The sequence below is a fragment of the Bradyrhizobium sp. genome, assembly GCF_052389815.1.
Classification (GTDB): domain Bacteria; phylum Pseudomonadota; class Alphaproteobacteria; order Rhizobiales; family Xanthobacteraceae; genus Bradyrhizobium.
On sequence record NZ_JBQTHN010000151.1, the window covers coordinates 1 to 22,491 of the forward strand.

The window sequence follows — 22,491 nt, forward strand, 5'->3', positions numbered from 1 at the left end:
GGGGAAAAACACCATTCGGTTCCATTGCGCGCATGAAATATTCTTATTTTGCCGGCTCCGTTGCGGTCGGGGGGCCTGCACCGTTACATGTCTGAAATGTAATCAACAAACGCGTGGAAATGATCGATCCGCTCTACGTCGCCTCCGGCTTTGCCGTCGGCCTGCTTGTCGGAATGACGGGTGTCGGCGGCGGCTCGCTGATGACGCCGCTGCTCATCCTGCTGTTCGGCGTTCACCCGACCACGGCGGTGGGGACCGATCTCCTTTATGCCGCGGCCACCAAGACCGGCGGCAGCCTGGTCCATGGCCTCGGGCGCAGCATTCACTGGCCCGCCGTGATCCGGCTCGCCTCGGGCAGCCTGCCCGCGAGCGTCGTCACGATGCTGGTGATGTGGCAGCTCAATCTCGATGCCTCGGCGCAGAAAACCATCGTCAACCTGGTGCTGTGCTTTGCGCTGCTGCTCACCGCGACCTCCCTGATCTTCCGCAAGGCGATCATGGAGCGCTATCGCAAGCGGCTGGAGCACGTCGATGAACGGACCACCGCGATCCTGACCGTCGTGACGGGCGTGGCGCTCGGCGTTCTCGTGTCGATTTCCTCGGTCGGCGCCGGCGCGGTCGGCGTCACCGTGCTGCTGCTGCTCTACCCCCGCCTGTCGATGGTGACCATTGTCGGCTCCGACATCGCGCATGCGGTGCCGCTGACGCTGGTGGCCGGCTTCGGGCACTGGGCGCTCGGGGCCGTCGACTGGTCGCTGATGGGCGTGCTGCTGATGGGCTCGCTGCCAGGCATCGTGATCGGCAGCTACAGCGCGCTGCGCGTGCCGGAGACGGTGCTGCGGCTGACGCTGGCCGCCGTGCTGATCCTGGTCGCCGGCAAGATCGGCGCGCAGGAGCTGCAACTTTCGGCGTCGACGGTGACGGCGCTGACGGCCACGAGCCACTGACGCAGCTGCGCTAACCGGCTGTCATCACCCGCGAATGCGGGTGATCCAGTATTCCAGAGACATCAAAGACAAAACGATAAGCCGCGGCGTACTGGATGCCCCGCATGCGCGGGGCATGACAAGTGTGCGCAACGGCTACGGCCCCGCCCTACGCCGCGGTCCAGCCGCCGTCGATCGACAGGTTGGCACCGGTGATCTGGGCGGCGTCGTTGCCGCATAGGAACAGCGCAAGCGCTGCGACCTGCTCGACGGTGACGAACTCCTTGGTCGGCTGCGCCGCCAGCAGCACGTCCTTGATGACCTGCTCCTTGGTCATGTTGCGCGCCTTCATGGTGTCGGGGATCTGCTTCTCGACCAGCGGCGTCCAGACGTAGCCCGGACTGATGCAGTTGCAGGTGATCTTGAAGGTCGCAAGCTCCAGCGCCACCGTCTTGGTGAGGCCGTCGATGCCGTGCTTGGCCGAGACATAGGCCGACTTGAAGGGCGAAGCGACTTTCGAGTGCGCCGACGCCGTGTTGATGATACGGCCCCAGCCGCGCTTCTTCATCAGCGGCACCGCGGCGCGGATGGCGTGGAACGCCGACGACAGGTTGATGGCGATGATGGCGTCCCATTTCTCGACCGGGAATTCCTCGATCGGGGAAACGAACTGGATGCCGGCATTGTTGACGAGGATGTCGACGCTGCCGAAGGTCTTTTCGCCGAGCGCAATCATCTCGGCGATCTCGGCGGGCTTGCTCATGTCGGCCGGCGAATGCACGGCGCGCACCTTGAAATCGGTCTCGATGCCGGAGCGTTCGTGCTCGATGTCGGCCGGCACGCCAAAGCCGTTGATGACGACGTTGGCGCCGGCGCCCGCGAACGCCCGCGCGATGGCGAGCCCGATGCCGCTGGTCGAACCGGTCACCACCGCCGTCTTGCCTGTCAACGAACCCATATTCTTCACTCCTTCCTTGCGGGGGCGCCTTCGCCGTCCCGGTTGAGATCGTAAGCCACCATGGTCTGGCCGGGCTGCGGCCGCTCGAGCCAATGCTTGTGCTTCATCGACCGGTGCACGTCGCGCACGCCGGCATCCCAGTGCTCGACCACGCCGATATGGGAGAAGTCGTAGTCCTTGGAAGAGGATTCGTGATTCTTGCTGCGATAGATCAGGTGCACGACGGTGACCGTGTTTTCCTTGGCGGCCTCGCGCAAAAATTCGACCGACGGATCGTTCTTCAGGTGATCCGGCAGCTTGCCGATCAGGTCGCGCAGCGCCAAGCGGGCATTGTGAAGCTGCCGGTTCTTGTCGGTGTTCATGCGGGTGCGGCTTGAAAAGCGGATATCCTTTTCGCGCTCCGCCGCTTCCAGCAGGGTCGTCGGAAGCTCGCCCCTGGCACTGAACAGGTCGACCTGGAAGATCAGGACGTCGCGGCTCGTCTCCTTCCCCAGCACGTAGTCCAGCGGCGTGTTGGAGGCGATGCCGCCGTCCCAGTAATGCTCGCCGTCGATGACGACGGCGGGAAAGCCGGGCGGCAGCGCGCCGGAAGCCATGATGTGCTCGGGACCGATCTTCTTGCCGAGCTTGCTGAACTCGAAATTATCGAAATAGGCGAAGTTGCCTGACGTGACGTTCACCGCGCCGACGGAAAGCCGCATCTTCAGATCGTTGATGCGATCGAAATCGACGAGCCGCTCCAGCGTCTTCTTCAGCGGCGCGGTGTCGTAGTAGCTCAGCGCCGAGGCGGTGCCGGCCGGCCAGAGCGGCGCCGGCGGAAAGCGCGGGGTGAAGAAGCCGGGCACGCCGAAGGTCGCGATGATGGCGGCGGAGGTCTCGTTGAACAGCGAGCGGGCGTGATCGCCCGGCACCACGGGATTCCACGGCACCGGCTGGGACACCATGTGCCAGAATTCCTTCAGCCGCTCGACGCGCGTCGCGCCTTCGTTGCCGGCGATGATCGCGGCGTTGACCGCGCCGATCGAAATGCCGGCGATCCATTCCGGCTCGAAGCCGCTGTGACACAGCGCCTGGAAGGCGCCGGCCTGGTATGAGCCGAGCGCGCCGCCGCCCTGCAGGACCAGCACGCGCTGCGCCATGGCGGGCGTCGTCGCCGGCAAGGAAGGGGAGCTATCCATGGTGATCCGTCGATGAGAGTGCCACGCCGGCCGCACCAAAGCGGCTGTTCGCAGTTGCGTCAATCGACGAGACCGGAACCGAAATCAAGACTGATTTATCTGGCATCCGTTGACGCAAGAATGAGCGTCCAGAACACCTTGTATTTGGTATTCGGCGCATAACTGGCGGCAATGCCCAGTTTTGTGACATCGCGGCTGAGCATATTGGCCCGGTGCGGCGGGGAATCGCGCCAGCCGGAAAAGGCCTCGGCCAGTGTGTGGTATCCGGCGGAGACATTCTCCACCGCCGCCGTGGCCGGGTAGCCGGAGCCGGAGAGCCGCCTGGCCAAGGGCCCCTTGACGTCATGGTCGAGCTTGTTGCGGCTCGCCATGGCCATGGACTGGGCCTGTGCGACCTTCATCAGGTCGGGGTCGACCACGACCTTTCCGAGGCCGTTGTTCTGGCGGTATTGCGAGATCATGGAGGCGGCGGTCTGCGGATCCAGCGTGGCGCCGCCATTGGCCATGGACAGATACATGGCCGGCTGCTCCGGCTGGCTGTCGGACAGGCAGCCGGAAAGCGCCAGAAGCGCCAAAATGGCGAGAATCGCCCGCATGGTCGGAAACTACCCCCGAGGTCAGGGGGCCGTTGTTGCATATCAACCGTGGCTGAAAAGTGAACGGCGGGGCGATTCCGGGTCTTTCCGTGGCGGGGCATCGGTGTCATTCCGGGGAGCGAAGCGAACCTGGAATCTCGAGATTCCCCGATGCGCAACTGCGCATCTGAGGTCTGGTCCTTCGGACCATCCCGGAATGACGGTGCCCTACCTACTCCTGCGCCGCAAATATCCGGTACCGCCGCGGCTGCAGGCTGACGGCATCGCCCGGCTGCAATTCGCGGTCGCGCGGGGCGTCGATCTCGATCACGGTCTTGCCCTCGCCGCCGCTCAGCGCGACTTCCGCGCGCTGGATCAGGCCGAAGGTGCGCACGCGCCTGACCGAGCCTTCCAGCGCGCCGCTGCCGGCCGGGCCGACCTGCATGTCGTGACGGCGGATGAACAGCCTTGCCGCCCCCGGCGCCGAGCCGTTGGGCTCGATGTTGAGCGGCCTGCCGTCGAGCCGCACGTTGCCGTCGCGCACTTCCACCGGCAGCACGATGGATTCGCCGATGAAGCCGTGCACGAAGGCGGTGGCCGGATTGTCGTAGACGTCGCCGGGCGTGCCGACCTGCTCGATACGGCCCTTGTCCATCACCACGACGCGGTTAGCGACTTCCAGCGCCTCCTCCTGGTCATGGGTGACGAAGATCGAGGTGACGTGGATTTCCGAATGCAGCGTACGCAGCCATTGCCGCAGCTCCTTGCGCACCTTGGCATCGAGCGCGCCGAACGGTTCGTCCAGCAGCAGGATACGCGGCTCGATGGCGAGCGCGCGCGCCAGCGCAATGCGCTGGCGCTGGCCGCCGGAGAGCTGGCTCGGATAGCGGTCGGCGAGCCAGTCGAGCTGCACGAGATCGAGCAGCTCCTTTACCCGTGCGCGGATGGCAGCCTCGTCCTTGCGGAGGGCGCGGGGCTGCACGCGCAGGCCAAACGCGACGTTCTCGAACACCGTCATGTGGCGGAACAGCGCGTAGTGCTGGAACACGAAGCCGACGTGGCGCTCGCCGGCGCCTCGCGACAGCGCGTTCTCGCCGTCGAACGAAACTTCGCCGGCGTCGGGCCAGTCGAGGCCGGCGATGATGCGGAGCAGCGTGGTCTTGCCGGAGCCGGACGGGCCGAGCAGCGCCAGCAACTCGCCGTCTGCGACCTTGAGGTCGACATTGTCGAGCGCGGCGAAATCGCCGAACTTCTTGGTTAGGTTCTTGACTTCAATCGTCACTCGGCACCTGTGTTTCATCCAGCCGCCGTTCGAGGATCGTCTTGGCCACCAGCGTGATCAACGCCAGCATGGCAAGTAACGAAGCAATCGCGAACGAGGCCACGAACTGATACTCATTATAGAGGATTTCCACCAGCAGCGGCATGGTGTTGGTCTCGCCGCGGATATGGCCAGACACCACCGATACCGCGCCGAATTCGCCCATCGCCCGTGCGTTACACAATAGCACGCCATAGAGCAGGCCCCATTTGATATTTGGCAAAGTGACGCGGAAGAAGGTTTGCAATCCCGACGCGCCGAGCGAGATCGCGGCCTCCTCCTCCTGCGTACCCTGCTCCTGCATCAGGGGGATCAACGCCCGCGCCACGAAAGGGAACGTGACGAAAATGGTGGCAAGCGCGATGCCGGGAACCGCAAAGAGGATGCGGATGTCGTTGGCCTGCAGCCAGGAGCCGAAAAATCCCTGCGCGCCGAACAGCAGCACGAAGACGAGACCTGAGATCACCGGACTGACCGAGAACGGCAGGTCGATCAGGGTGATCAGGAAGGTCTTGCCGGGGAAATCGAATTTTGCAATGGCCCAGGCGGCGATGACGCCGAAGATCAGATTGAGGCTGACGGAGATCGCGGCGATCAGCAACGTCAGCTTGATTGCGGCCAATGCTTCGGGCTGCCGGAGCGCGGTGAAATAGGCCGGTATCCCGCGCGAAAATGCCGACGCGAAGACGACCACCAAAGGCAGCACGACGAAGATCAGCAGGAACAGCACCGCCAGCGCGACGATGACGAAGCGGATCGCGCCGGGCTCGGTGTGTACTCCGTCCCGCGGCGGCGTGTAAGTGAGGCTGTGCTGCTCGCTCATCGCTTCCTCAATGCGCGGGAATGCGCCTCTGCGCCCAGCGCTGCAGACGGTTGACGGCGAAGATGATGAAGAACGATGCCAGCAGCATGACGACCGCAATGGCCGTCGCATCGGCATAGCGGAATTCGGAGAGCCGGATCACAATCAGAAGCGGCGCGATCTCGGAGACGTTGGGCAGATTGCCTGCAATGAATATGACGGAGCCGTATTCGCCGACGGCGCGCGCAAACGCCAGCGCGAAGCCGGTCAAGAGCGCCGGGATCAGGCTCGGCAGGATGACGCGAAACACCGTGTGCCAGCGGTTGGCGCCCAGTGAAGCTGCTGCCTCCTCGATCTCCACGTCGAGGTCCTGCAGCACCGGCTGCACCGTGCGAACCACGAAGGGAACGCCGATGAAGATCATGGCGATGAAGATTCCGATCGGCGTGAAGGCGACCTTGATGCCGAGCTCGGCGAGCGGTGCACCGAGCCAGCCCTTCTGAGCGAACAGCTGTGTCAACGCGACGCCGGCAACCGCCGTCGGCAGCGCAAAGGGAATGTCGACGATGGCATCGAACAGCCGGCGGCCGGGGAATTTGTAGCGCACCAGCGCCCAAACCACGATCGTTCCCATCACGAGATTGACACAGGCGGCGGCGAACGACAGGCCGAAGGAAATCTTCAGCGCATTGAGGGTGCGGCGGCTGGTGACGATTCCCCAGAACTGCTCGAGGGAAAGATCGAGCGTCTTGATAAAGAGGCCGGCCAGCGGAATCAGGATGATGACGGAGAGCCATGTCAGGGTCAGTCCCATGGTGAGACCGAACCCTGGCAAAGTGCTGCGCCGTTGCGGCACTCCGTTCACAACATCCCCCGCTGCGCTGCAGCCCGCCCCTGGTACTCGTCAGTTCTTGTAGATCTGGTCGAAAATGCCGCCCTCGGCGAAGTGCTCCTTCTGCGCCTTGGCCCAACCACCGAAAACGCCGTCGATCGTGAACAGTTCCACCTTGGCAAAGTACTTTTCGTATTCCTTCGCGATCTCGCTATCCCGCGGACGATAGGAGTTGCGTGCGGCAATCTCCTGACCTTCCCTAGTATACCAATACTTCAGATAAGCCTCTGCCACCGCGCGCGTACCTTTCTTGTCGGCAACCTTGTCGACGATGGCGACCGGCGGCTCGGCGAGGATCGACAGCGGCGGCGCCACGATCTCGAACTTGTCCTTGCCGAATTCGCGTTGCGCCAGGAATGCCTCGTTCTCCCAGGCGAGCAGCACGTCGCCGACGCCGCGCTCGACAAAGGTGACGGTGGAGCCGCGCGCGCCGGTGTCGAGCACTGGCACGTGCTTGAACAACTCGGCGACGAATTGCTTTGCTTTCTCGGCGGAGCCGTACTTCTTCTCGGCATAACCCCAGGCGGCGAGATAATTCCAGCGCGCGCCGCCCGAGGTCTTCGGGTTCGGCGTGATGACTTCCACGCCCTTCCTGATCAGGTCGTCCCAGTCCTTGATGCCCTTGGGATTGCCCTTGCGCACAAGGAACACGATGGTCGAGGTGTAGGGCGAGGCATTGAGCGGCAGGCGCTTCTGCCAGTCGGGAGCGGTGAGACCCCGTGCCGCAACCGCGTCGATGTCATACGCGAGCGCAAGCGTGACGACATCGGCCTGCAACCCGTCGATTACGGCGCGCGCCTGCGAGCCGGAGCCGCCATGCGACTGCTTGACCTCGACGGTCTTGCCGGTTTCCTTCTGATACACCGCGGCAAACGCCTTGTTGAAATCGGCGTAGAGCTCCCGCGTCGGATCGTAGGACACGTTGAGCAGCGAGACATCGGCGGCATAGGCAGAACTCGCGAACAGCAAAGCAAGAGCGGCGGCGAACGCGGGGCGGATCATCTCAATCTCCATTCGGCATGACGAGCGAAAGCCGTCGAGCGCTGTTGGAAATAAACTCGTGAGAAACCGGCCTTAAGTCAACGGAACCGCTTTTCGTAGTTCACGACGTTACAGCTTCACCATGCTACGAAGTCGGCGTCGTGTGGATGCCGCATTCCGTCTTGGCCCTGCCGCGCCAGCGGCCGGCACGCGCATCCTCGCCGGCTTCGCTGCGGCTGGTGCAGGGCATGCAGCCGACCGAGAGGAACCCGGATGCGACGAGCGGGTGCGGCGGTAAATTGCCGAGCTTGTAGATCGCCTCGATCTCCTCGGGCGAAACATTGGCGAAGGGATTGAACTTCAGCCGCGCACCGTCCTGTTCGACAACGGGAATATCGACGCGGGCGCCGCCCTGAAAACGCTTGCGCCCGTTGATCCAAGCCGCAAACGGCTTCAGCGCGCGCGCCAGCGGCTCCACTTTGCGGATGCGGCAGCAGGCATCGGGATCCGAGAACCACAATTCCTTGTCCGGATCCTCGCGCGAGAGTGTTTCTTCCAGCGGCTTGATGGAGCGCACGTCTGACAGCCCAAGCTGTCTCGTCAGCGTGTCGCGGTAGTCCAGCGTCTCCTGGAACAGCCAGCCGGTATCGAGGAAGACGACGGGAATCGCGGAATCGACGTCCGCCATCACCTTGAGCAGCGCCGCCGATTCCGTGCCGAACGACGACACCAAAGCGAGATGCTCGCGGCCGACGACCTTCAGAGCCGCAGCGATCACCTCGGCGGGCGAAGCGTGACGCAGTACCTCGTCGAGCGCCGCGGCCGGCGGCAACGGCGGAGTGGCGGAAACTTCCTGCGGTGCGATGGCGCTCACTGGCGGGCACTCCCGGAACGGCGCTGCTGGCTGCGCCGGTGCAATGCGGAGAGCCGGCCATCGCCGGTCGGCTGATAGAACACGCTGTAGCGGCGCTCCGCTTCGCCGAACGCTTCGGCATCGGCCTGCTTCTTCACATCGAGCGCATCGAAGCCGGCGCGCAGCATGAACACGAACTGGTCGCGCAGCACCTGCCCGGTGGCGCGCAGCTCGCCCTCGTAGCCGTGACGCTCGCGCAAGAGGCGCGCCTGCGTATAGGCGCGGCCGTCGCGGAACGACGGGAATACCAGCGCGACCAGCGCGAGGCGATCGAGATACGGCACGAGGTCGTCGAGGTCGCGGTTGTTCGGCCAGATCACGCCGACCTTGCCGCGCCCCAGCAGCGCCTCGGGATTTTCCAGGAAGCGCGCCGCGGAGACCAGCACCGGCCCGTCGCCCGGCAGCTCGGCGCCGTCGGCGGCGTGGAAGAAGACGTCGGTTGCGATAATTCCGTTCTTAACGAGTGGCATAGACCCGCTCCTTGAAAGGTTCGACGCCGAGGCGCTTCACCGTGTCGATGAACAGCTCCTCCTTTGAATCGCGCAGCGCGAGGTAAGCTTCGACGATGTCCTCGACCACGTCGGCGACCTCGGCATAGGGCACCGCAGGGCCGATCAGCGTGCCCATCTGGGCCTGCTCGTCGGCGCGGCCGCCGATGGTGATCTGGTAGAATTCCTCGCCGTTCTTCTCGACGCCCAAAATGCCGATATGGCCGACATGGTGATGGCCGCAGGCGTTGATGCAGCCGGAGATGTTGATGTGCAGCCGGCCGATCAGGTTCGCGGTGTCGTGATTGGCGAAGCGCCGCGTCAGCTCCTGCGCGATCGGGATCGAGCGCGCATTGGCCAGCGAGCAGTAGTCCAGCCCCGGGCAAGCGATGATGTCGGAGACGAGGTTCACGTTCGGCGTGGCAAGGCCGATCTTGTCCAGCGCCTTCCACAGCGCCGGCAGATCGCGCTTGGCGACATGCGGCAGCGCCAGGTTCTGCTCATGGCCGACACGAATCTCGCCGAAGGAATATTTGTCGGCGAGATCGGCCAGCGCATCCATCTGCTCGGCCGTGGCGTCGCCCGGAGGCGCGCCGACCGGCTTCAGCGAGATGGTGACGATGGAATAGCCCTGCGCCTTGTGGGTGAAGACGGAATTACGCCGCCAGCGCTCGAACAGCGGATCATGCGCGGCCTGCTTCAGCTCGTCAGGCATGTGCGGCAGCTTCTCGTACTTCGGATAGGCGAAGCGCGCGCGGATGTCCTCGATGGCGGAGTCCTCGACGACGAGCGCGCCGTCGCGCAGGTACTGCCACTCCTCCTCGACTTCGCGGGCGAACTTTTCGATGCCGAGCTCGTGCACCAGGATCTTGATGCGCGCCTTGTAGATGTTGTCGCGGCGGCCGTACTGGTTGTAGACGCGCATGATCGCCTCGACGTAGCTGAGGATGTCGCGGCGGTGCACGAACTGCTTGATGGTTTTCGCAATGAACGGCGTGCGGCCGAGCCCGCCGCCGACCAGCACCTCGAAGCCGAGCTCGCCGTCCTCGTTCTTGTAGAGCTTGAGGCCGATGTCGTGGATCTTGATCGCGGCGCGGTCGTGCGCCGAGGCCGTGATCGCGATCTTGAACTTGCGCGGCAGGAACGAGAACTCCGGATGCAGCGTGGTGTACTGGCGCAAGAGCTCCGACCAGATGCGGGGATCGTCGACCTCGCCGGGCGCCACTCCGGCCCATTGGTCGGAGGTGACGTTGCGGGTGTTGTTGCCCGAGGTCTGCATGGCGTGGATGCCGACCTCGGCGAGGTCGGCGAGCGCATCCGGCAGCTCGGACAGCTTGATCCAGTTGTACTGGATGTTCTGCCGCGTGGTGAAATGGCCGTAGCCGCGGTCGTAGCGGCGCGCGACATGGGCGAGTGCGCGCAGCTGCTTCGAGGACAGCGTGCCGTAGGGGATGGCGACGCGGAACATGTAGGCATGCAGTTGCAGGTAAACGCCGTTCTGCAGGCGCAGCATCTTGAATTCGTCCTCGGTGAGCTCGCCGGAGAGGCGGCGCTTCACCTGGTCGCGGAATTCGGAAACGCGCTCGTTGAGCAGCGTGCGGTCGAGTTCGTCGTATGCGTACATGGGAAAGCCTTTATGCCGGGACCGGCAGCAGTTCGATGGTGAGGCCCTTGACGCGAATGCGCTCGCGCAGATTGCCGGGCACGATGTTGCCGTCCTTCAGTTCAACGGGCGCGATATAGGCGCCGACCGCGCCGAGATCGTCGTCGATGGCTTCGGCCAGCAGCGCCCGCGCATCGTCCGCAGTGCGGACGACGGCGGCGTCGGCGAGATCGGTGGACCAGTCTTTGGAGCCGGTGCGCCAGATCACCACGCCATCGGAGGTGCGGTTCGCGGTCACCACCGACGGACCCGTGATCTTGATTTTTTGTTGCAGCGGAGAGGTCATTCGGCAGCTTCCAGGAGGTTGGCGATTACGTCATTGAGCTCGTAGTTGCGCCATGGCGCGGAATGCGCAACCACGTCGCCGATGATGAGGATGGCAGGACCGCCATCGATTTGAGTCACCAGTTCAGGCAACTGGTCGAGCGTGCCGACCGCGGCCTTGGCGTCCGGACGCGTCACCCGCGCGAACACGCCGACCGGCGTGCGCGGCGAGCGGCCGGCGGCGAGCATGCCGTCGCGGATGGTCGGCGCAGCGGTCATGCCCATGTAGACGACGACGGTCATCTTCCTGTCTGTCAGCACCGACCAGTCGACGGTCTCGGCGTCCTGCGCCCGGTGCGCGGTGAGGAAGGTGATGCGCAGCGCTTCCTGGCGATAGGTCAGCGGCGTCTCGAACTGCGCGGCGGCGCCGAGACCGGCGGTGATACCGGGGATGATGGAATAGCTGACGCCGGCGGCGCGCAGCACGTCCACTTCCTCGCCGCCGCGGCCGAAGATGAAGGAATCGCCGCCCTTCAGCCGCACCGCGCGCTGGCCGGACCGGGCCGCTTCAACCAACAGCTTGTTGATCGCGTCCTGGCCGATGCCGGGCTTGCCGACGCGGCGGCCGACCGGCACGCGCGCCGCATCGCGGCGGGCGCGGTCGAGCACTTCGGCCGAGACGAGCTCGTCGTAGAACACGATGTCGGCGTCTTGCAGCGCGCGCAACGCCTTCACTGTCAGCAAATCCGGATCGCCGGGGCCGGCGCCAACCAGCGTGACATGGCCCCTGGCCTTGCCGTCATCGCCGCCGGCAAAAGCGGAGGCATCGGAAATATCGTTGAGCGCCTTCTCGGCCTCGTCCTTGCGCCCGGCCAGCACCAGCGCCCCGATCGGGCCATCGACGATTCGCTCCCAGAAACGGCGGCGCAACGCAAATTCCGGAATGCGCGCATGAATGGATTTGCGAAACGTGCCGATGAAGGCGGCGAGATCGCCGATCCGCGCCGGCAGCACCGCCTCGATGCGTTCGCGCACGCGGCGCGCGACGACGGGCGAAGCCCCGCCGGTGCCGACGGCAACGACGACGTCGCCGCGATCGACGATGGCAGGAAAGATGAAAGTGGAATGCGCAAGATCGTCCATCACATTGATGGGCAGGCCGACCGATTTCGCGCGCGCGGACATGGCGACGCCGATGTCGCCGGCGCCGGCGCAGAGGATGGCGATGACGCCCTTGAGGTCGGCTGCAAGCGGATCGCCTTCCGCGATCTCGATGCGCGCGGCATCGTCGGCCGCAATCCCACTGAGGTCATGATTGCCGTCGGTCGCATACCAGCGCACCCGCGCGCCGGCCGACGTCAGCAGGCGCAATTTCGCGCGCACGAGATCGCCGGCGCCGACCAGGAGCACCGGTCCGCTTTGCAGATCGAGGAAGACAGGCAGAAACCGCATGCGACGCTCTCTTTCCCACTTCGGGGTTGACTGAAATTATTTTCTCTCTAAGTGTGTCGCAAGCCCGAAATAGAGAAAATTATTTCTTCTAAATTGCGGCTTGCAGATGGAATTTTCGCCTATTCAGGTCGAGGTCGACGAGATGGATGTTCTCACCAACGAATCCGCGAGAGAGCGGCTCCGCCAGGCACCGCTGATTAAAGCATCTTCCGTGCCGCAAATGACCCCGCCCTCGATGGATCACCTCGACCAGCTCGAGGCCCAGAGCATCTACATTCTCCGCGAGGCCTTTGCACGCCTTAAGAAGCTCGCCCTGTTGTGGTCGCTGGGCAAGGACTCCAACGTCATGATCTGGCTGGCGCGCAAGGCCTTCTTCGGCCGCGTGCCCTTCCCGGCGATGCATGTCGATACCGCCAAGAAGTTCGCCGAGATGTACGCCTTCCGCGACCGCTACGCGAAGGAATGGGACCTCGATCTGCGCGTCGAGCCCTGCCCGCCGATCGACGCCGTCGATCCGACCCTGCCGCCCGCCGCGCGCTCCGCCGCGCGCAAGACCGAAGGGCTCAAGCTTGCGCTGGCCAAGCACGGCTTTGACGGCCTGATCGCCGGCATCCGCCGCGACGAGGAAGCAACCCGCGCCAAGGAGCGTGTGTTCTCGCCGCGCGGCCTGGAGGGCGAATGGGACGTACGCGACCAGCCGCCTGAATTCTGGGACCATTTCAACGCCTCGCCGCCGCAGGGCGCGCATTTGCGCATCCACCCGATCCTGCATTGGACCGAGGCCGACATCTGGGCCTACACCAAGCGCGAGAACATCCCGATCATCCCGCTTTACATCGCCAAAGAGGGCAAGCGTTACCGCTCGCTCGGCGACCAGGACATCACCAATCCCGTCGCTTCCATGGCTTCCAATATCGACGAAATCCTCGCCGAGCTCGACGCCACCAAGGTGCCGGAGCGCGCGGGTCGTGCGCTGGACCACGAGACCGAAGACGCTTTCGAGCGCCTGCGCGTCGCCGGCTATCTCTGACGAATTCCTGCTGTGAGCGCCCTCATGAACATGATCGTCTCCCCCACCTTGTCGGCAACGCCCAACGGCACGACGCGACCGCAAGTGCGCATCGTCATCGTCGGCCATGTCGACCACGGCAAGTCCACCCTGGTCGGCCGCCTGCTGCACGAGACCGGCAGTCTGCCCGAGGGCAAGCTGGAAATGCTGAAAGCCGTCAGCGCGCGGCGCGGCATGCCGTTCGAATGGTCGTTCCTGCTCGACGCGCTGCAGACCGAGCGCGACCAGGGCATCACCATCGACACCACGCAGATCCGCTTCCGCACCCATTCGCGCGACGTCGTCCTGATCGACGCGCCCGGCCACGCCGAATTCCTGCGCAACATGATCACCGGCGCCTCGCAGGCCGACGGCGCGGTGCTGATCATCGACGCGCTGGAAGGCGTGCGCGACCAGACGAGGCGGCACGGCTATCTCCTGCATCTCCTCGGCATCAAGCAGGTCGCCGTGGTCGTCAACAAGATGGACCGTGTCGATTTCGGCGCGGCGCGATTCGAGGAGATAGCTGCGGAGATTACCGCGCATCTCACCGGCCTCGGCGTCACGCCGTCCGCGGTGATCCCGATCTCGGCGCGCGACGGCGACGGCGTCGCGGCGCATACGAAGAATATCGCCTGGTACAAGGGCCCGACCGTGGTCGAGGCGCTGGATGCGCTGGAGCCGGCACGCGCGCTGGAGCAGCTCGCCCTGCGCCTGCCGGTGCAGGCGATCTACAAGTTCGACGACCGCCGCATCGTGGCCGGTCGCATCGAATCCGGCAGCCTGATCGCGGGCGACGAGATCGTCATCATGCCCGCCGGAAAGATTGCCAAAATCCGCTCGGTCGAGAGCTGGCCGCTCACCCCGGTCGAAGGCCGCCAGGGCGCCGGCCGCTCCGTCGGCATCACGCTCGACCGCGAGCTGTTCGTCGAGCGTGGCGACATCATCGCCCATGCGGGAACGTCCCCGCGCGACACCCGCCGCATCCGCGCCCGCATTTTCTGGCTGCACGACAAGCCGCTCGCCAAGGGCGATTCCATCCTGGTGCGCCTCGGCACCCGCGAAGCCCGTGCCAATGTGGTCGCGATCGAAAAGGCGATCGATCCCGGCGCCCTGTCGAACGACGAAGGCAAGTCGATCGCGCGCAACCATGTCGGCGAGATCGACATCTCGCTGGCGCAGGCGATTGCGGCCGATCCGCATGACGAGAACCCGCGCACCGGCCGTCTCGTCATCGAGGTCAACGGCCGCATTGCCGGCGGCGGTCTAGTGCTGTCGGTCGATGCCGGACAGCGCGCGGCTCCCATCGACATCGTGCCAGTGGAATCGGCGCTGCGCCCCGACGAGCGGTCGGCGCGCTATCGGCACAACGGTGCGGTGGTGTGGCTCACCGGACTGCCGGGCTCCGGCAAGTCGACCCTGGCGCGCGCGCTCGAGCGCCGTCTCTTCACCAATGGCGGCTCGCCGATCCTGCTCGACGGGGATACGCTGCGCGCCGGCCTCAACGGCGATCTCGGCTTCTCGCCGCAGGACCGCAGCGAGAATATCCGCCGGCTGGCGGAAGTCGCCACGCACCTCGCCCGCAACGGCCATATCGCCATCGTCGCCGCGGTCTCGCCCGCTACTGACGATCGCGCCGCGGCCCGCCGCATCGCCGACAGCACGTTCCGCGAAATATATGTCTCGACGCCCGCCGAGGTCTGCGAAAGCCGCGATCCCAAGGGGCACTATGCCAAGGCGCGAGCAGGTAGCCTGAAGTCGTTCACCGGCATCGGCAACGACTACCAGGCGCCGACCGAGGCCGAGCTCGTGCTCGACACCTCGGCCCGTTCGGTTGCGGAAGCGACCGAGGAGATCGAGCGGATGCTGGCCAGAACCGGCGTCCTGTTCGACGAACTGGCCGATCTCGCCGCCAATATCTGAGGCATCCCCGGAGGTCTTTTTACGGCTTTCGGGGGCCTTCTCATCCTCCCGGCTTGTGGCTAAAAGGGCGCCTTGAACGCCGCCCTTTGGCGCGCTTTTTGCTGTTTTCTCCCCGGGAACAGCTACAAAACGCCATTTCTGCCGAGAAAGCCCATCATGAAACGTGTCGATGCCCACGGATTGAAGATCGCGCCTGTCCTGTTCGATTTCATCGAGAAGGAGGCGACCCCCAAAACCGGGATTGCGCCCGACGCGTTCTGGGCGGGGCTTGCCGCCATCGTCAGGAAGCTGGCGCCGAAGAACCGCGACCTGCTGAAATTCCGCGACACGCTGCAGGAGAAGATCGACGCCTGGCACCGCGCCAACAAGGGCAAGCCGGTCGATATCAACGCCTATACCGCGTTCCTGAAGGAGATCGGCTATCTCCTGTCGGAGCCGGCTACCAAGAAGGTCGAGACCGCCAATGTCGATGACGAGATCGGCAAGATCTGCGGTCCGCAGCTGGTGGTGCCCCTCACCAATGCGCGCTATGCGCTGAACGCGGCGAATGCGCGCTGGGGCTCGCTCTACGACGCCTTCTACGGCACCGATGCGATCCCGCATGATCCGAGCGAAGCCGGCAAGGGCTACAACAGGGCGCGCGGCGACAAGGTGATCGCCAAGGCGAAATCGTTCCTCGATGCCGCAGCTCCCCTCGCCACCGGCAATCACAGCGACGTCATCGGCTACAGCGTGGTGGCCGGCCAGCTCTCGGCGAAGCTGAAGAGCGGCAATGCGACCGCATTGAAGACGCCGGCGCAATTTGCGGGCTATCAGGGCAATCAGGAAGGGCCGTCGGCGGTGCTGCTCGTCAACAACGGCATGCATGTCGAGATCAAGATCGACCGCAACCACCCGATCGGCAAGGACGATCCGGCCGGCGTCGCCGACATGATCATGGAATCGGCGGTTTCCACCATCCTTGACATGGAGGACAGCGTTGCCGCCGTCGATGCCGAGGACAAGGTTCTGGTCTATCGCAACACGCTCGGCCTGATGAACGGCACGCTCGCCGCCGATTTCGAGAAGGGCGGCAAGACCATGACCCGCTCGCTCAATGCCGACCGCATCTACAAGACGCCCGACGGCGGCGAATTGAAGCTGCACGGGCGCAGCCTGCTGCTGATGCGCAATGTCGGCCATCACATGTACACCGACGCCGTGCTTGACGAAAAAGGCGAGGAGATTCCGGAAGGCATCCTCGATGCCGCCGTCGCCGGCCTGCTCGCGATCCACGACCTCAAGGGCAACTCGAAGGTCAGGAACAGCCGCAAGGGCTCGGTCTACATCGTCAAGCCGAAGATGCACGGCCCGGATGAAGTCGCGCTCACCTGCGAATTGTTCGGCGAAGTCGAGAAGATGCTGGCGCTGCCGGCAGACACCATGAAGGTCGGCATCATGGACGAGGAGCGCCGCACCACGGTCAATCTCAAGGCCTGCATCCAGAATGCGTCGAGGCGCATCTGCTTCATCAACACCGGCTTCCTCGACCGCACCGGCGACGAGATCCACACCTCGATGGAAGCGGGCCCGATGATCCGCAAGAACGACATGAAGGCGCAAGCCTGGATCAAGGCCTATGAGGACTGGAACGTCGACAACGGCCTGATCGACGGCCTGCCCGGCCACGCGCAGATCGGCAAGGGCATGTGGGCCGCCCCCGACAAGATGGCGGACATGCTGGCGCAGAAGCTCGGCCATCCGCAGGCCGGCGCCACTACGGCATGGGTGCCCTCGCCGACCGCGGCCACGCTGCACGCGCTGCACTATCACCAGGTCAACGTCATCGCGCGTCAGCAGGAGCTCGCCAGGGGCGGACCGCGCGCAAGACTCTCCGACATCCTCACCATCCCGGTGTCGCAGTCGAACTGGGCGCCCGACGACGTCAAGCAGGAGATCGACAACAACTGCCAGGGCATTCTCGGTTACGTCGTGCGCTGGATCGACCAGGGCGTCGGCTGCTCCAAGGTGCCCGATATCCACGACGTCGGCCTGATGGAAGATCGCGCCACCTTGCGCATCTCCAGCCAGCATCTGGCGAACTGGCTGCACCAGGGCGTCATCACAGCCGACCAGGTGATGGAGTCGCTGAAGCGCATGGCGGTCGTCGTCGACAATCAGAACGCCGGCGATCCCCTCTACAAGCCGATGGCGCCCGCCTTCGACGGCGTCGCCTTCAAGGCCGCCTGCGACCTCGTATTCAAGGGCCGCGAGCAGCCGAACGGCTATACCGAATTCATCCTGCACGCCCGCCGCAAGGAGGCGAAAGCGGCCGGTTGATAGACTTGCAGAGATCCATGACGAAAGCCCCGGCCGATGCCGGGGCTTTTTGTTTCGACCGTCATTGCGAGGAGCAAGGCGACGAAGCAATCCATCCCTCCGCAATCGCAGCACGATGGATTGCTTCGCTTCGCTCGCAATGACGGATGGTGGGTGCGCTAAACCACGGCGAGGTATTTCAGCAGCGAGATCACGCCCAGCACGATCACGATGACCCGGCAGATCTGCTTGGCGCGGCCGTCGAGCGGCAGGAGGTTGATCAGATAGAGGATGAGGATGACCACAAGGAATGTGACGAGCGCACCGACGAGCATCGGAAGACCCCTTCTGCAATGACCGCTGTTGGCCGGTCATCAACTCGAAGGGGCGCCCCGGGTTCCATCCTGGGAACCACAGCAATCCGGCCAACCCCGTCAATTGCGCAATGGCGCAACGCTCGCGCTCTCAATTCCTGCCTTTCGCGACCACGGGCGGCGGGCGGTAGCGCTGCTTGATGCGCTCGGAGGCCGGCGAGAATTGCACCGGCGTGCGCCCGTCGGCGCTCTGGTTGGCGGTGACGAGGCCTCTTTCGCCGGCGACGATGTCGCCCTTGCGCAAGGTCGGATCGTTCGCGGGCTCTATCCTGGCAAGGCCGCCGGCGTCCTTGCCGTTGCAGGCGCAGCCTGACACGAGCTCGTTGCGATAGCGGAAGGCGTTCGGCAGCTTCGCGTACGGCTTGCCGTTCTCGGTCGCCGCATTGTCGATGGCGCTGCCGTAGACCACTTCGGTATCCACATTCGGACAAAGACCGCTGCAGACCGCGCCGCGGCTCTCGCCGTCATTGCCGGTGATCGGGAAATGGCGGCCGTCGCAGGTGCGCACGCAAAACGCCTGGCCGCCCACGAGCTGCCGCGGCTCGGCCTGCTGGAAGTTTTCTCCGAACGGCATCTGAACCATCGGCGGACGAGGGCGGCCGAAACCCCGGAAGAAGTTCGAGAAGAAATCCTGCGCCTCTGCCGCAGGCGGCATCGCGGCCAAGGCCGTCAGGGCGGTCCCCAGGACGGCTGCCAGCATGCAAAGGCTGGATGATATTCGCCCGGCCGGCTTTCGGAATTTTGACACTGGTTGCCCCATCGAATTCGCAAGTTGGGACCAACGCGCCGGCGCGGACGCAGTTCCGGCGATCGCGCCATGGAACCCTTGCACATGCCCGCAAGTTGTCGCGGCGGAGATTTTGTACGCAAGGATACAGCGCGACGAATGCACGTCCGCGAGGGAGGACCAAGGTGCGTGCGCTTCCCGGCGATCGTGTCCTGCCCCGCGAGCACGAGCCGCCGCGCGAGAACGGCACACCGCTGCCGGACAGTGCAATCGAACAGCCGCCGCTGATCCGCCGTCAGGAAGTCGTCGCCGTTGCGCTCGCCGGGCTGCTGCTCATCGCCGCCATCGCCGCACTCTACGTCGCCAAGGCATTTTTCCTTCCGGTGGTGCTGGCCTTCGTGATCGGCACCATGCTGTCGCCGGCGGCCGGCTTCCTCGAGCGCATTCACATTCCCCGTGCCGTCGGTTCGGTCCTGATCGTGGCCGCGGTCACCGCGCTCGGCGCCTTCATCGTCGGCCTGATCTCCGCCCCCGCGATGGAATGGAGCACGCGGTTGCCCGAGCTTGCAGGCAGGCTGAAGGACAAGCTGCACGTCTTCGACCGGCCGCTGGCGCTGTGGCACGAGCTGCAGGCCATGCTCGGCAGCTCCGACGGGCTGACCGGCTTGCAGATGCCGAAGTTCGACTGGGTGCAGCCGACGCTGGAATTCCTGTCGCCAACCTTCACCGAATTCCTGCTGTTCTTCGCCACGCTGGTGCTGTTCATCGCGAGCTGGAAGGACCTGCGCCGCACGCTGATCATGACCTTCGGCGATCGCGGCCGCCGGCTGCGCACGCTGCGGATCCTCAACGAGATCGAGGAACATCTCGGCGGCTACCTGCTCACCGTCACCATGATCAACGCCGGCGTCGGCATCGCCACCGGACTGATCTGCGTGCTGACGGGCATGCCGAACCCGGCCGGCCTCGGCGCGCTCGCGGCGACGCTCAATTACATCCCGATCATCGGTCCGATCGCGATGTTCTTCGTGCTCGTCATCGTCGGCCTCGTGAGCTTCCCGACGCTCGCCGGTGCGTTGATGGCGCCATTGATGTTCGGCATCCTCACCTTCTTCGAAGGCCATTTCATCACTCCGACCATCATCGGCCGCAAGCTGGCGCTGAACGCGCTTGCCGTGCTGCTGGCGCTCGCGTTCTGGACCTGGCTGTGGGGCCCGATGGGCGCCTTCCTGTCTTCGCCGCTGCTGATCGTGGCATCGATCCTGAAGGAGCATCTGATGCCGGACGAAACGCCGCAGCTGCCCGAGGATTGACCGGGATTCGGGAAGAGGAACTTCCCGCCCGAACCGGCGTTCTCCCGCAACAGAATCCGGGACAACGACATGATGGACACAGCGAACATCGACCGCCTCGAAAAGGACGTCAGCGCCGTCAAGGGCGACATCTCTGCGCTCGCCCGGCAGATTACCGACGTCATGAACTCGCTTGCCGGCACCGCGCAGAAGGAAGCTCGCCGCGGCTACAAGCAGGCGCGTGCCAGCGCGGAAGATGCCATCGGCGACATCTCCGAGCGCGGCAACGCGATGATGGGCGCCGCGCAGGATGCGGCCGGCACGATCGAGGAGACGCTGGAGGAAGCCATCGCGGAGCGGCCGCTGGCGGCGATGGGCGTTGCGCTCGGCATCGGCTTCCTGATCGGCGTCACCTGGCGCCGCTGAGGCCATCAAGCCCGGCGCACGCAAGACCTGACGGGCTCTACAGGGCGAGGCGCGCTAATGTTCCAGCGCATGATCGACGACTTCAAGGTATCGACCGGCAACGTGGTGCACCTGACGTCGCTCGTGCTCGCCGCCGTGGTGGCGCTGTTCATCACGATCGCATTCCTGTGCGCCGCCGCCTTCATATTCGTGCTGCAGCAGTACGGTCCCATCGAAGCGTGCCTGGCGGGAGCGGGCGTCTTCCTCGTGGCGGCGCTGCTCGCGGCCAGCGGCTACATGCTGCGCAAGCATCGGATCCGGGTCCGCGCCGAGCAGCAGGCGAAGGCTGCGGCGCGCTCGCCGCTCGCCGATCCCGCGATGATCGCGATCGGCATCCAGCTCGTCCGCGCCATCGGCATCAAGCGGCTGGTACCGCTGCTCGCGATCGGCGGCGTGGCAATCGGCCTGCTCGCGGCGCGCGGACATGCGCAAGCCGAGGAGCCGGCGGAGTAGGCACGGCAACTCTCGGCACGATCGCCGCAACCGTCATTGCGAGCCAACGGGTCGCAATGACGTGGAAACGTGCAGGCTCAGCTTCCCACGGCGCGAATTTCGCCCGAGTTTTGCTGGTTCGCTGCTCCTCTCGTTTAGAGGCGCAGTGAACGACAAGAAAATGCTGGACAAGCCTCTGCCAAAGACGCGGAAATATGCCTACCCTCCGGGCGATTCCCGTGCCGGGCAGCTTGCAGCAGAGTAGTTTCGAGGATCCGTCGTGGGTGGCGAGACGGTGAAGAAGGTGAGTTTTGCGCTACAGGGCGGCGGCGCCCATGGCGCGTTCGTCTGGGGCGTGATCGACCGGGTGCTGGAGGACGGCAGGCTCGGCATCGAGGCGGTGAGCGCGACCAGCGCAGGGGCGATGAACGCGGTGGCGTTCGCCTCCGGCATGGTGTCGGGCGGGCCGGAAGCGGCGCGCGCCGCGCTGCACGATTTCTGGCACCAGGTCTCGCAGATGGACGTGATGTACGATTTCTTCTCGCCCTGGAATCAGTGGATCCAGGCAATGAAGCTGCCGCCGGAATGGCATCCCGTGCATGCCGCGATCCACACGCTGACCCACACGCTGCCGCCGAACCTGCTCAATCCCTTTCATTTCAATCCGGTGCGCGAGCTGCTTTCGCGCGTGATCGATTTCGAGCGCATCAACCACGACGACCGGGCGCCGCATCTGTTCCTCAACGCCACCAACGTGCGGACCGGCAAGCTGAAGGTGTTCGAGACGCCGAGGCTCACGGTCGATGCGGTGCTGGCGTCGGCCTGCCTGCCGCCCTATTCCCAGGCGGTCGAGATCGACGGCGAGCATTATTGGGACGGCGGCTATCTCGGCAATCCCGCGATCTATCCCCTGATCTATCGCGCCGGCTCGCGCGACGTCGTCATCGCGCAGGTCACCGCGATCAGGCGTGACGAATTGCCGGCCAGCGCGGCCGACGTGCTGCACCGGATCACCGAGATCAGCTTCAACTCCTCGCTGATGCGCGAGATGCGCGCGGTGGCGTTCGCCACCAAGCTGATCGATGCCGGCGAGCTCGACAGCCAGAAGCACCGGCGCATGTTCATGCACTGGATCGGCAACGATCCCTTGATGTCCGAGCTCGGCGCCGCCACGCAGTTTCACCCCGAGTGGAGCCTGTTGTGCCGCCTGCGCGACGCCGGCCGCGACACGGCGAGAACGTGGCTGGACGCGAATTTCGAGCACATCGGCACGCGCTCGACCATCGATTTCGCGGAGATGTTCTTGTGAGGCGGGCGCCCCTCGTAGGATGAGTTGAGCCCTTGCGAAACCCATCACCTTTCTCGCGGACACATGATGGGTTTCGCTGTCCGCTCTAGCCATCCTACGAGCTTTCGTCGGGATCCTTCCTCGCCATCACGTCAGGCACCGGCCCGGCTGCAGCAGCTTGGCGACCTCGGTCAGCACGCTGACGACCGGCTCGCAGGCGACCGTCATCTT

Annotated in this window: 22 protein-coding genes; 8 read left to right on the forward strand and 14 right to left on the reverse strand. The window is 64.8% G+C overall.

The window, feature by feature from the left end; all coding sequences use genetic code 11:
- The first annotated feature begins 119 nt into the window (after positions 1–119).
- A complete protein-coding gene (locus ACT4OC_RS23380) occupies positions 120–947 on the forward strand; it encodes a sulfite exporter TauE/SafE family protein (protein ID WP_444841405.1) in 828 nt (275 codons plus the stop codon).
- A gap of 148 nt (positions 948–1,095) precedes the next feature.
- On the opposite strand, the gene ACT4OC_RS23385 is transcribed toward ACT4OC_RS23380, so the two are convergent.
- The 12 genes from ACT4OC_RS23385 to cysG form a co-directional block, all read right to left on the reverse strand.
- Positions 1,096–1,884, reverse strand: a complete 789-nt coding sequence (locus ACT4OC_RS23385; RefSeq protein ID WP_444841406.1) for a 3-hydroxybutyrate dehydrogenase — start codon at positions 1,882–1,884, stop codon at positions 1,096–1,098.
- Positions 1,885–1,889: 5 nt separating this feature from the next.
- Positions 1,890–3,062: a DUF3734 domain-containing protein gene (locus tag ACT4OC_RS23390; RefSeq protein ID WP_444841407.1), complete on the reverse strand. Its 1,173-nt coding sequence runs from the start codon at positions 3,060–3,062 to the stop codon at positions 1,890–1,892.
- Positions 3,063–3,157: 95 nt separating this feature from the next.
- Positions 3,158–3,658, reverse strand: coding sequence for a CAP domain-containing protein (locus ACT4OC_RS23395; protein ID WP_444841408.1), 501 nt, complete (start codon positions 3,656–3,658; stop codon positions 3,158–3,160).
- A 211-nt stretch (positions 3,659–3,869) separates the two neighbouring features.
- Entirely contained in the window at positions 3,870–4,919 is a 1,050-nt protein-coding gene (locus ACT4OC_RS23400; protein WP_444841409.1) for a sulfate/molybdate ABC transporter ATP-binding protein, read from the reverse strand.
- Positions 4,909–5,781 (reverse strand): sulfate ABC transporter permease subunit CysW, encoded by an 873-nt coding sequence (gene cysW / locus ACT4OC_RS23405; protein WP_444841410.1) that lies wholly within the window; start codon positions 5,779–5,781, stop codon positions 4,909–4,911. Before cysW ends, ACT4OC_RS23400 begins: the two co-directional genes overlap by 11 nt.
- 7 nt (positions 5,782–5,788) lie before the next feature.
- Positions 5,789–6,595: a sulfate ABC transporter permease subunit CysT gene (gene cysT / locus ACT4OC_RS23410; protein WP_444841411.1), complete on the reverse strand. Its 807-nt coding sequence runs from the start codon at positions 6,593–6,595 to the stop codon at positions 5,789–5,791.
- A gap of 69 nt (positions 6,596–6,664) precedes the next feature.
- The gene (locus ACT4OC_RS23415) at positions 6,665–7,666 is read right to left on the reverse strand and encodes a sulfate ABC transporter substrate-binding protein (RefSeq protein WP_444841412.1); all 1,002 of its coding nucleotides are present in this window, start codon (positions 7,664–7,666) and stop codon (positions 6,665–6,667) included.
- A 112-nt stretch (positions 7,667–7,778) separates the two neighbouring features.
- On the reverse strand, positions 7,779–8,507 hold the full coding sequence (locus ACT4OC_RS23420; protein WP_444841413.1) for a phosphoadenylyl-sulfate reductase: 729 nt from the start codon (positions 8,505–8,507) through the stop codon (positions 7,779–7,781).
- Positions 8,504–9,016: a DUF934 domain-containing protein gene (locus ACT4OC_RS23425; RefSeq protein ID WP_444841414.1), complete on the reverse strand. Its 513-nt coding sequence runs from the start codon at positions 9,014–9,016 to the stop codon at positions 8,504–8,506. The genes ACT4OC_RS23420 and ACT4OC_RS23425 overlap by 4 nt, the downstream gene beginning before the upstream one ends.
- Positions 9,003–10,658 (reverse strand): nitrite/sulfite reductase, encoded by a 1,656-nt coding sequence (locus ACT4OC_RS23430; RefSeq protein WP_444841415.1) that lies wholly within the window; start codon positions 10,656–10,658, stop codon positions 9,003–9,005. The genes ACT4OC_RS23425 and ACT4OC_RS23430 overlap by 14 nt, the downstream gene beginning before the upstream one ends.
- Positions 10,659–10,668: 10 nt before the next feature.
- Positions 10,669–10,983, reverse strand: a complete 315-nt coding sequence (locus tag ACT4OC_RS23435; protein ID WP_444841416.1) for a DUF2849 domain-containing protein — start codon at positions 10,981–10,983, stop codon at positions 10,669–10,671.
- Positions 10,980–12,413 carry a siroheme synthase CysG gene (gene cysG, locus ACT4OC_RS23440; RefSeq protein ID WP_444841417.1) on the reverse strand — a complete coding sequence of 478 codons (1,434 nt, stop codon included), beginning with the start codon at positions 12,411–12,413 and terminating at the stop codon, positions 10,980–10,982. The genes ACT4OC_RS23435 and cysG overlap by 4 nt, the downstream gene beginning before the upstream one ends.
- A 235-nt stretch (positions 12,414–12,648) precedes the next feature.
- Here cysG and cysD point away from each other — a divergent pair, with 235 nt between their 5' ends.
- The 3 genes from cysD to ACT4OC_RS23455 all read left to right on the forward strand — a co-directional run bounded on the left by cysD (position 12,649) and on the right by ACT4OC_RS23455 (position 17,703).
- On the forward strand, positions 12,649–13,443 hold the full coding sequence (gene cysD, locus ACT4OC_RS23445) for a sulfate adenylyltransferase subunit CysD (RefSeq protein WP_444841426.1): 795 nt from the start codon (positions 12,649–12,651) through the stop codon (positions 13,441–13,443).
- 24 nt (positions 13,444–13,467) lie between these two features.
- Positions 13,468–15,384 carry an adenylyl-sulfate kinase gene (gene cysC, locus ACT4OC_RS23450; protein ID WP_444841418.1) on the forward strand — a complete coding sequence of 639 codons (1,917 nt, stop codon included), beginning with the start codon at positions 13,468–13,470 and terminating at the stop codon, positions 15,382–15,384.
- 156 nt (positions 15,385–15,540) lie between these two features.
- Positions 15,541–17,703 (forward strand): malate synthase G, encoded by a 2,163-nt coding sequence (locus ACT4OC_RS23455; protein ID WP_444841419.1) that lies wholly within the window; start codon positions 15,541–15,543, stop codon positions 17,701–17,703.
- 158 nt (positions 17,704–17,861) lie between these two features.
- Here the strand turns inward: ACT4OC_RS23455 and ACT4OC_RS23460 are convergent, their stop codons facing one another.
- Positions 17,862–18,017 carry a Thivi_2564 family membrane protein gene (locus ACT4OC_RS23460; protein ID WP_444841420.1) on the reverse strand — a complete coding sequence of 52 codons (156 nt, stop codon included), beginning with the start codon at positions 18,015–18,017 and terminating at the stop codon, positions 17,862–17,864.
- 130 nt (positions 18,018–18,147) lie between these two features.
- Positions 18,148–18,756 carry a DUF2865 domain-containing protein gene (locus ACT4OC_RS23465; protein WP_444841421.1) on the reverse strand — a complete coding sequence of 203 codons (609 nt, stop codon included), beginning with the start codon at positions 18,754–18,756 and terminating at the stop codon, positions 18,148–18,150.
- 212 nt (positions 18,757–18,968) lie between these two features.
- On the opposite strand from ACT4OC_RS23465, the gene ACT4OC_RS23470 reads away from it, so the two are divergent.
- The 4 genes from ACT4OC_RS23470 (at position 18,969) to ACT4OC_RS23485 (ending at position 22,281) form a co-directional block, all read left to right on the forward strand.
- The gene (locus ACT4OC_RS23470; protein WP_444841422.1) at positions 18,969–20,096 is read left to right on the forward strand and encodes an AI-2E family transporter; all 1,128 of its coding nucleotides are present in this window, start codon (positions 18,969–18,971) and stop codon (positions 20,094–20,096) included.
- 69 nt (positions 20,097–20,165) lie between these two features.
- Complete coding sequence (locus ACT4OC_RS23475; RefSeq protein ID WP_444841423.1) at positions 20,166–20,501, forward strand: DUF883 family protein; 336 nt, start codon at positions 20,166–20,168, stop codon at positions 20,499–20,501.
- A gap of 57 nt (positions 20,502–20,558) precedes the next feature.
- Positions 20,559–20,993 (forward strand): hypothetical protein, encoded by a 435-nt coding sequence (locus tag ACT4OC_RS23480; protein ID WP_444841424.1) that lies wholly within the window; start codon positions 20,559–20,561, stop codon positions 20,991–20,993.
- A gap of 259 nt (positions 20,994–21,252) precedes the next feature.
- Positions 21,253–22,281, forward strand: coding sequence for a patatin-like phospholipase family protein (locus tag ACT4OC_RS23485; RefSeq protein WP_444841425.1), 1,029 nt, complete (start codon positions 21,253–21,255; stop codon positions 22,279–22,281).
- Positions 22,282–22,491 lie beyond the last annotated feature (210 nt).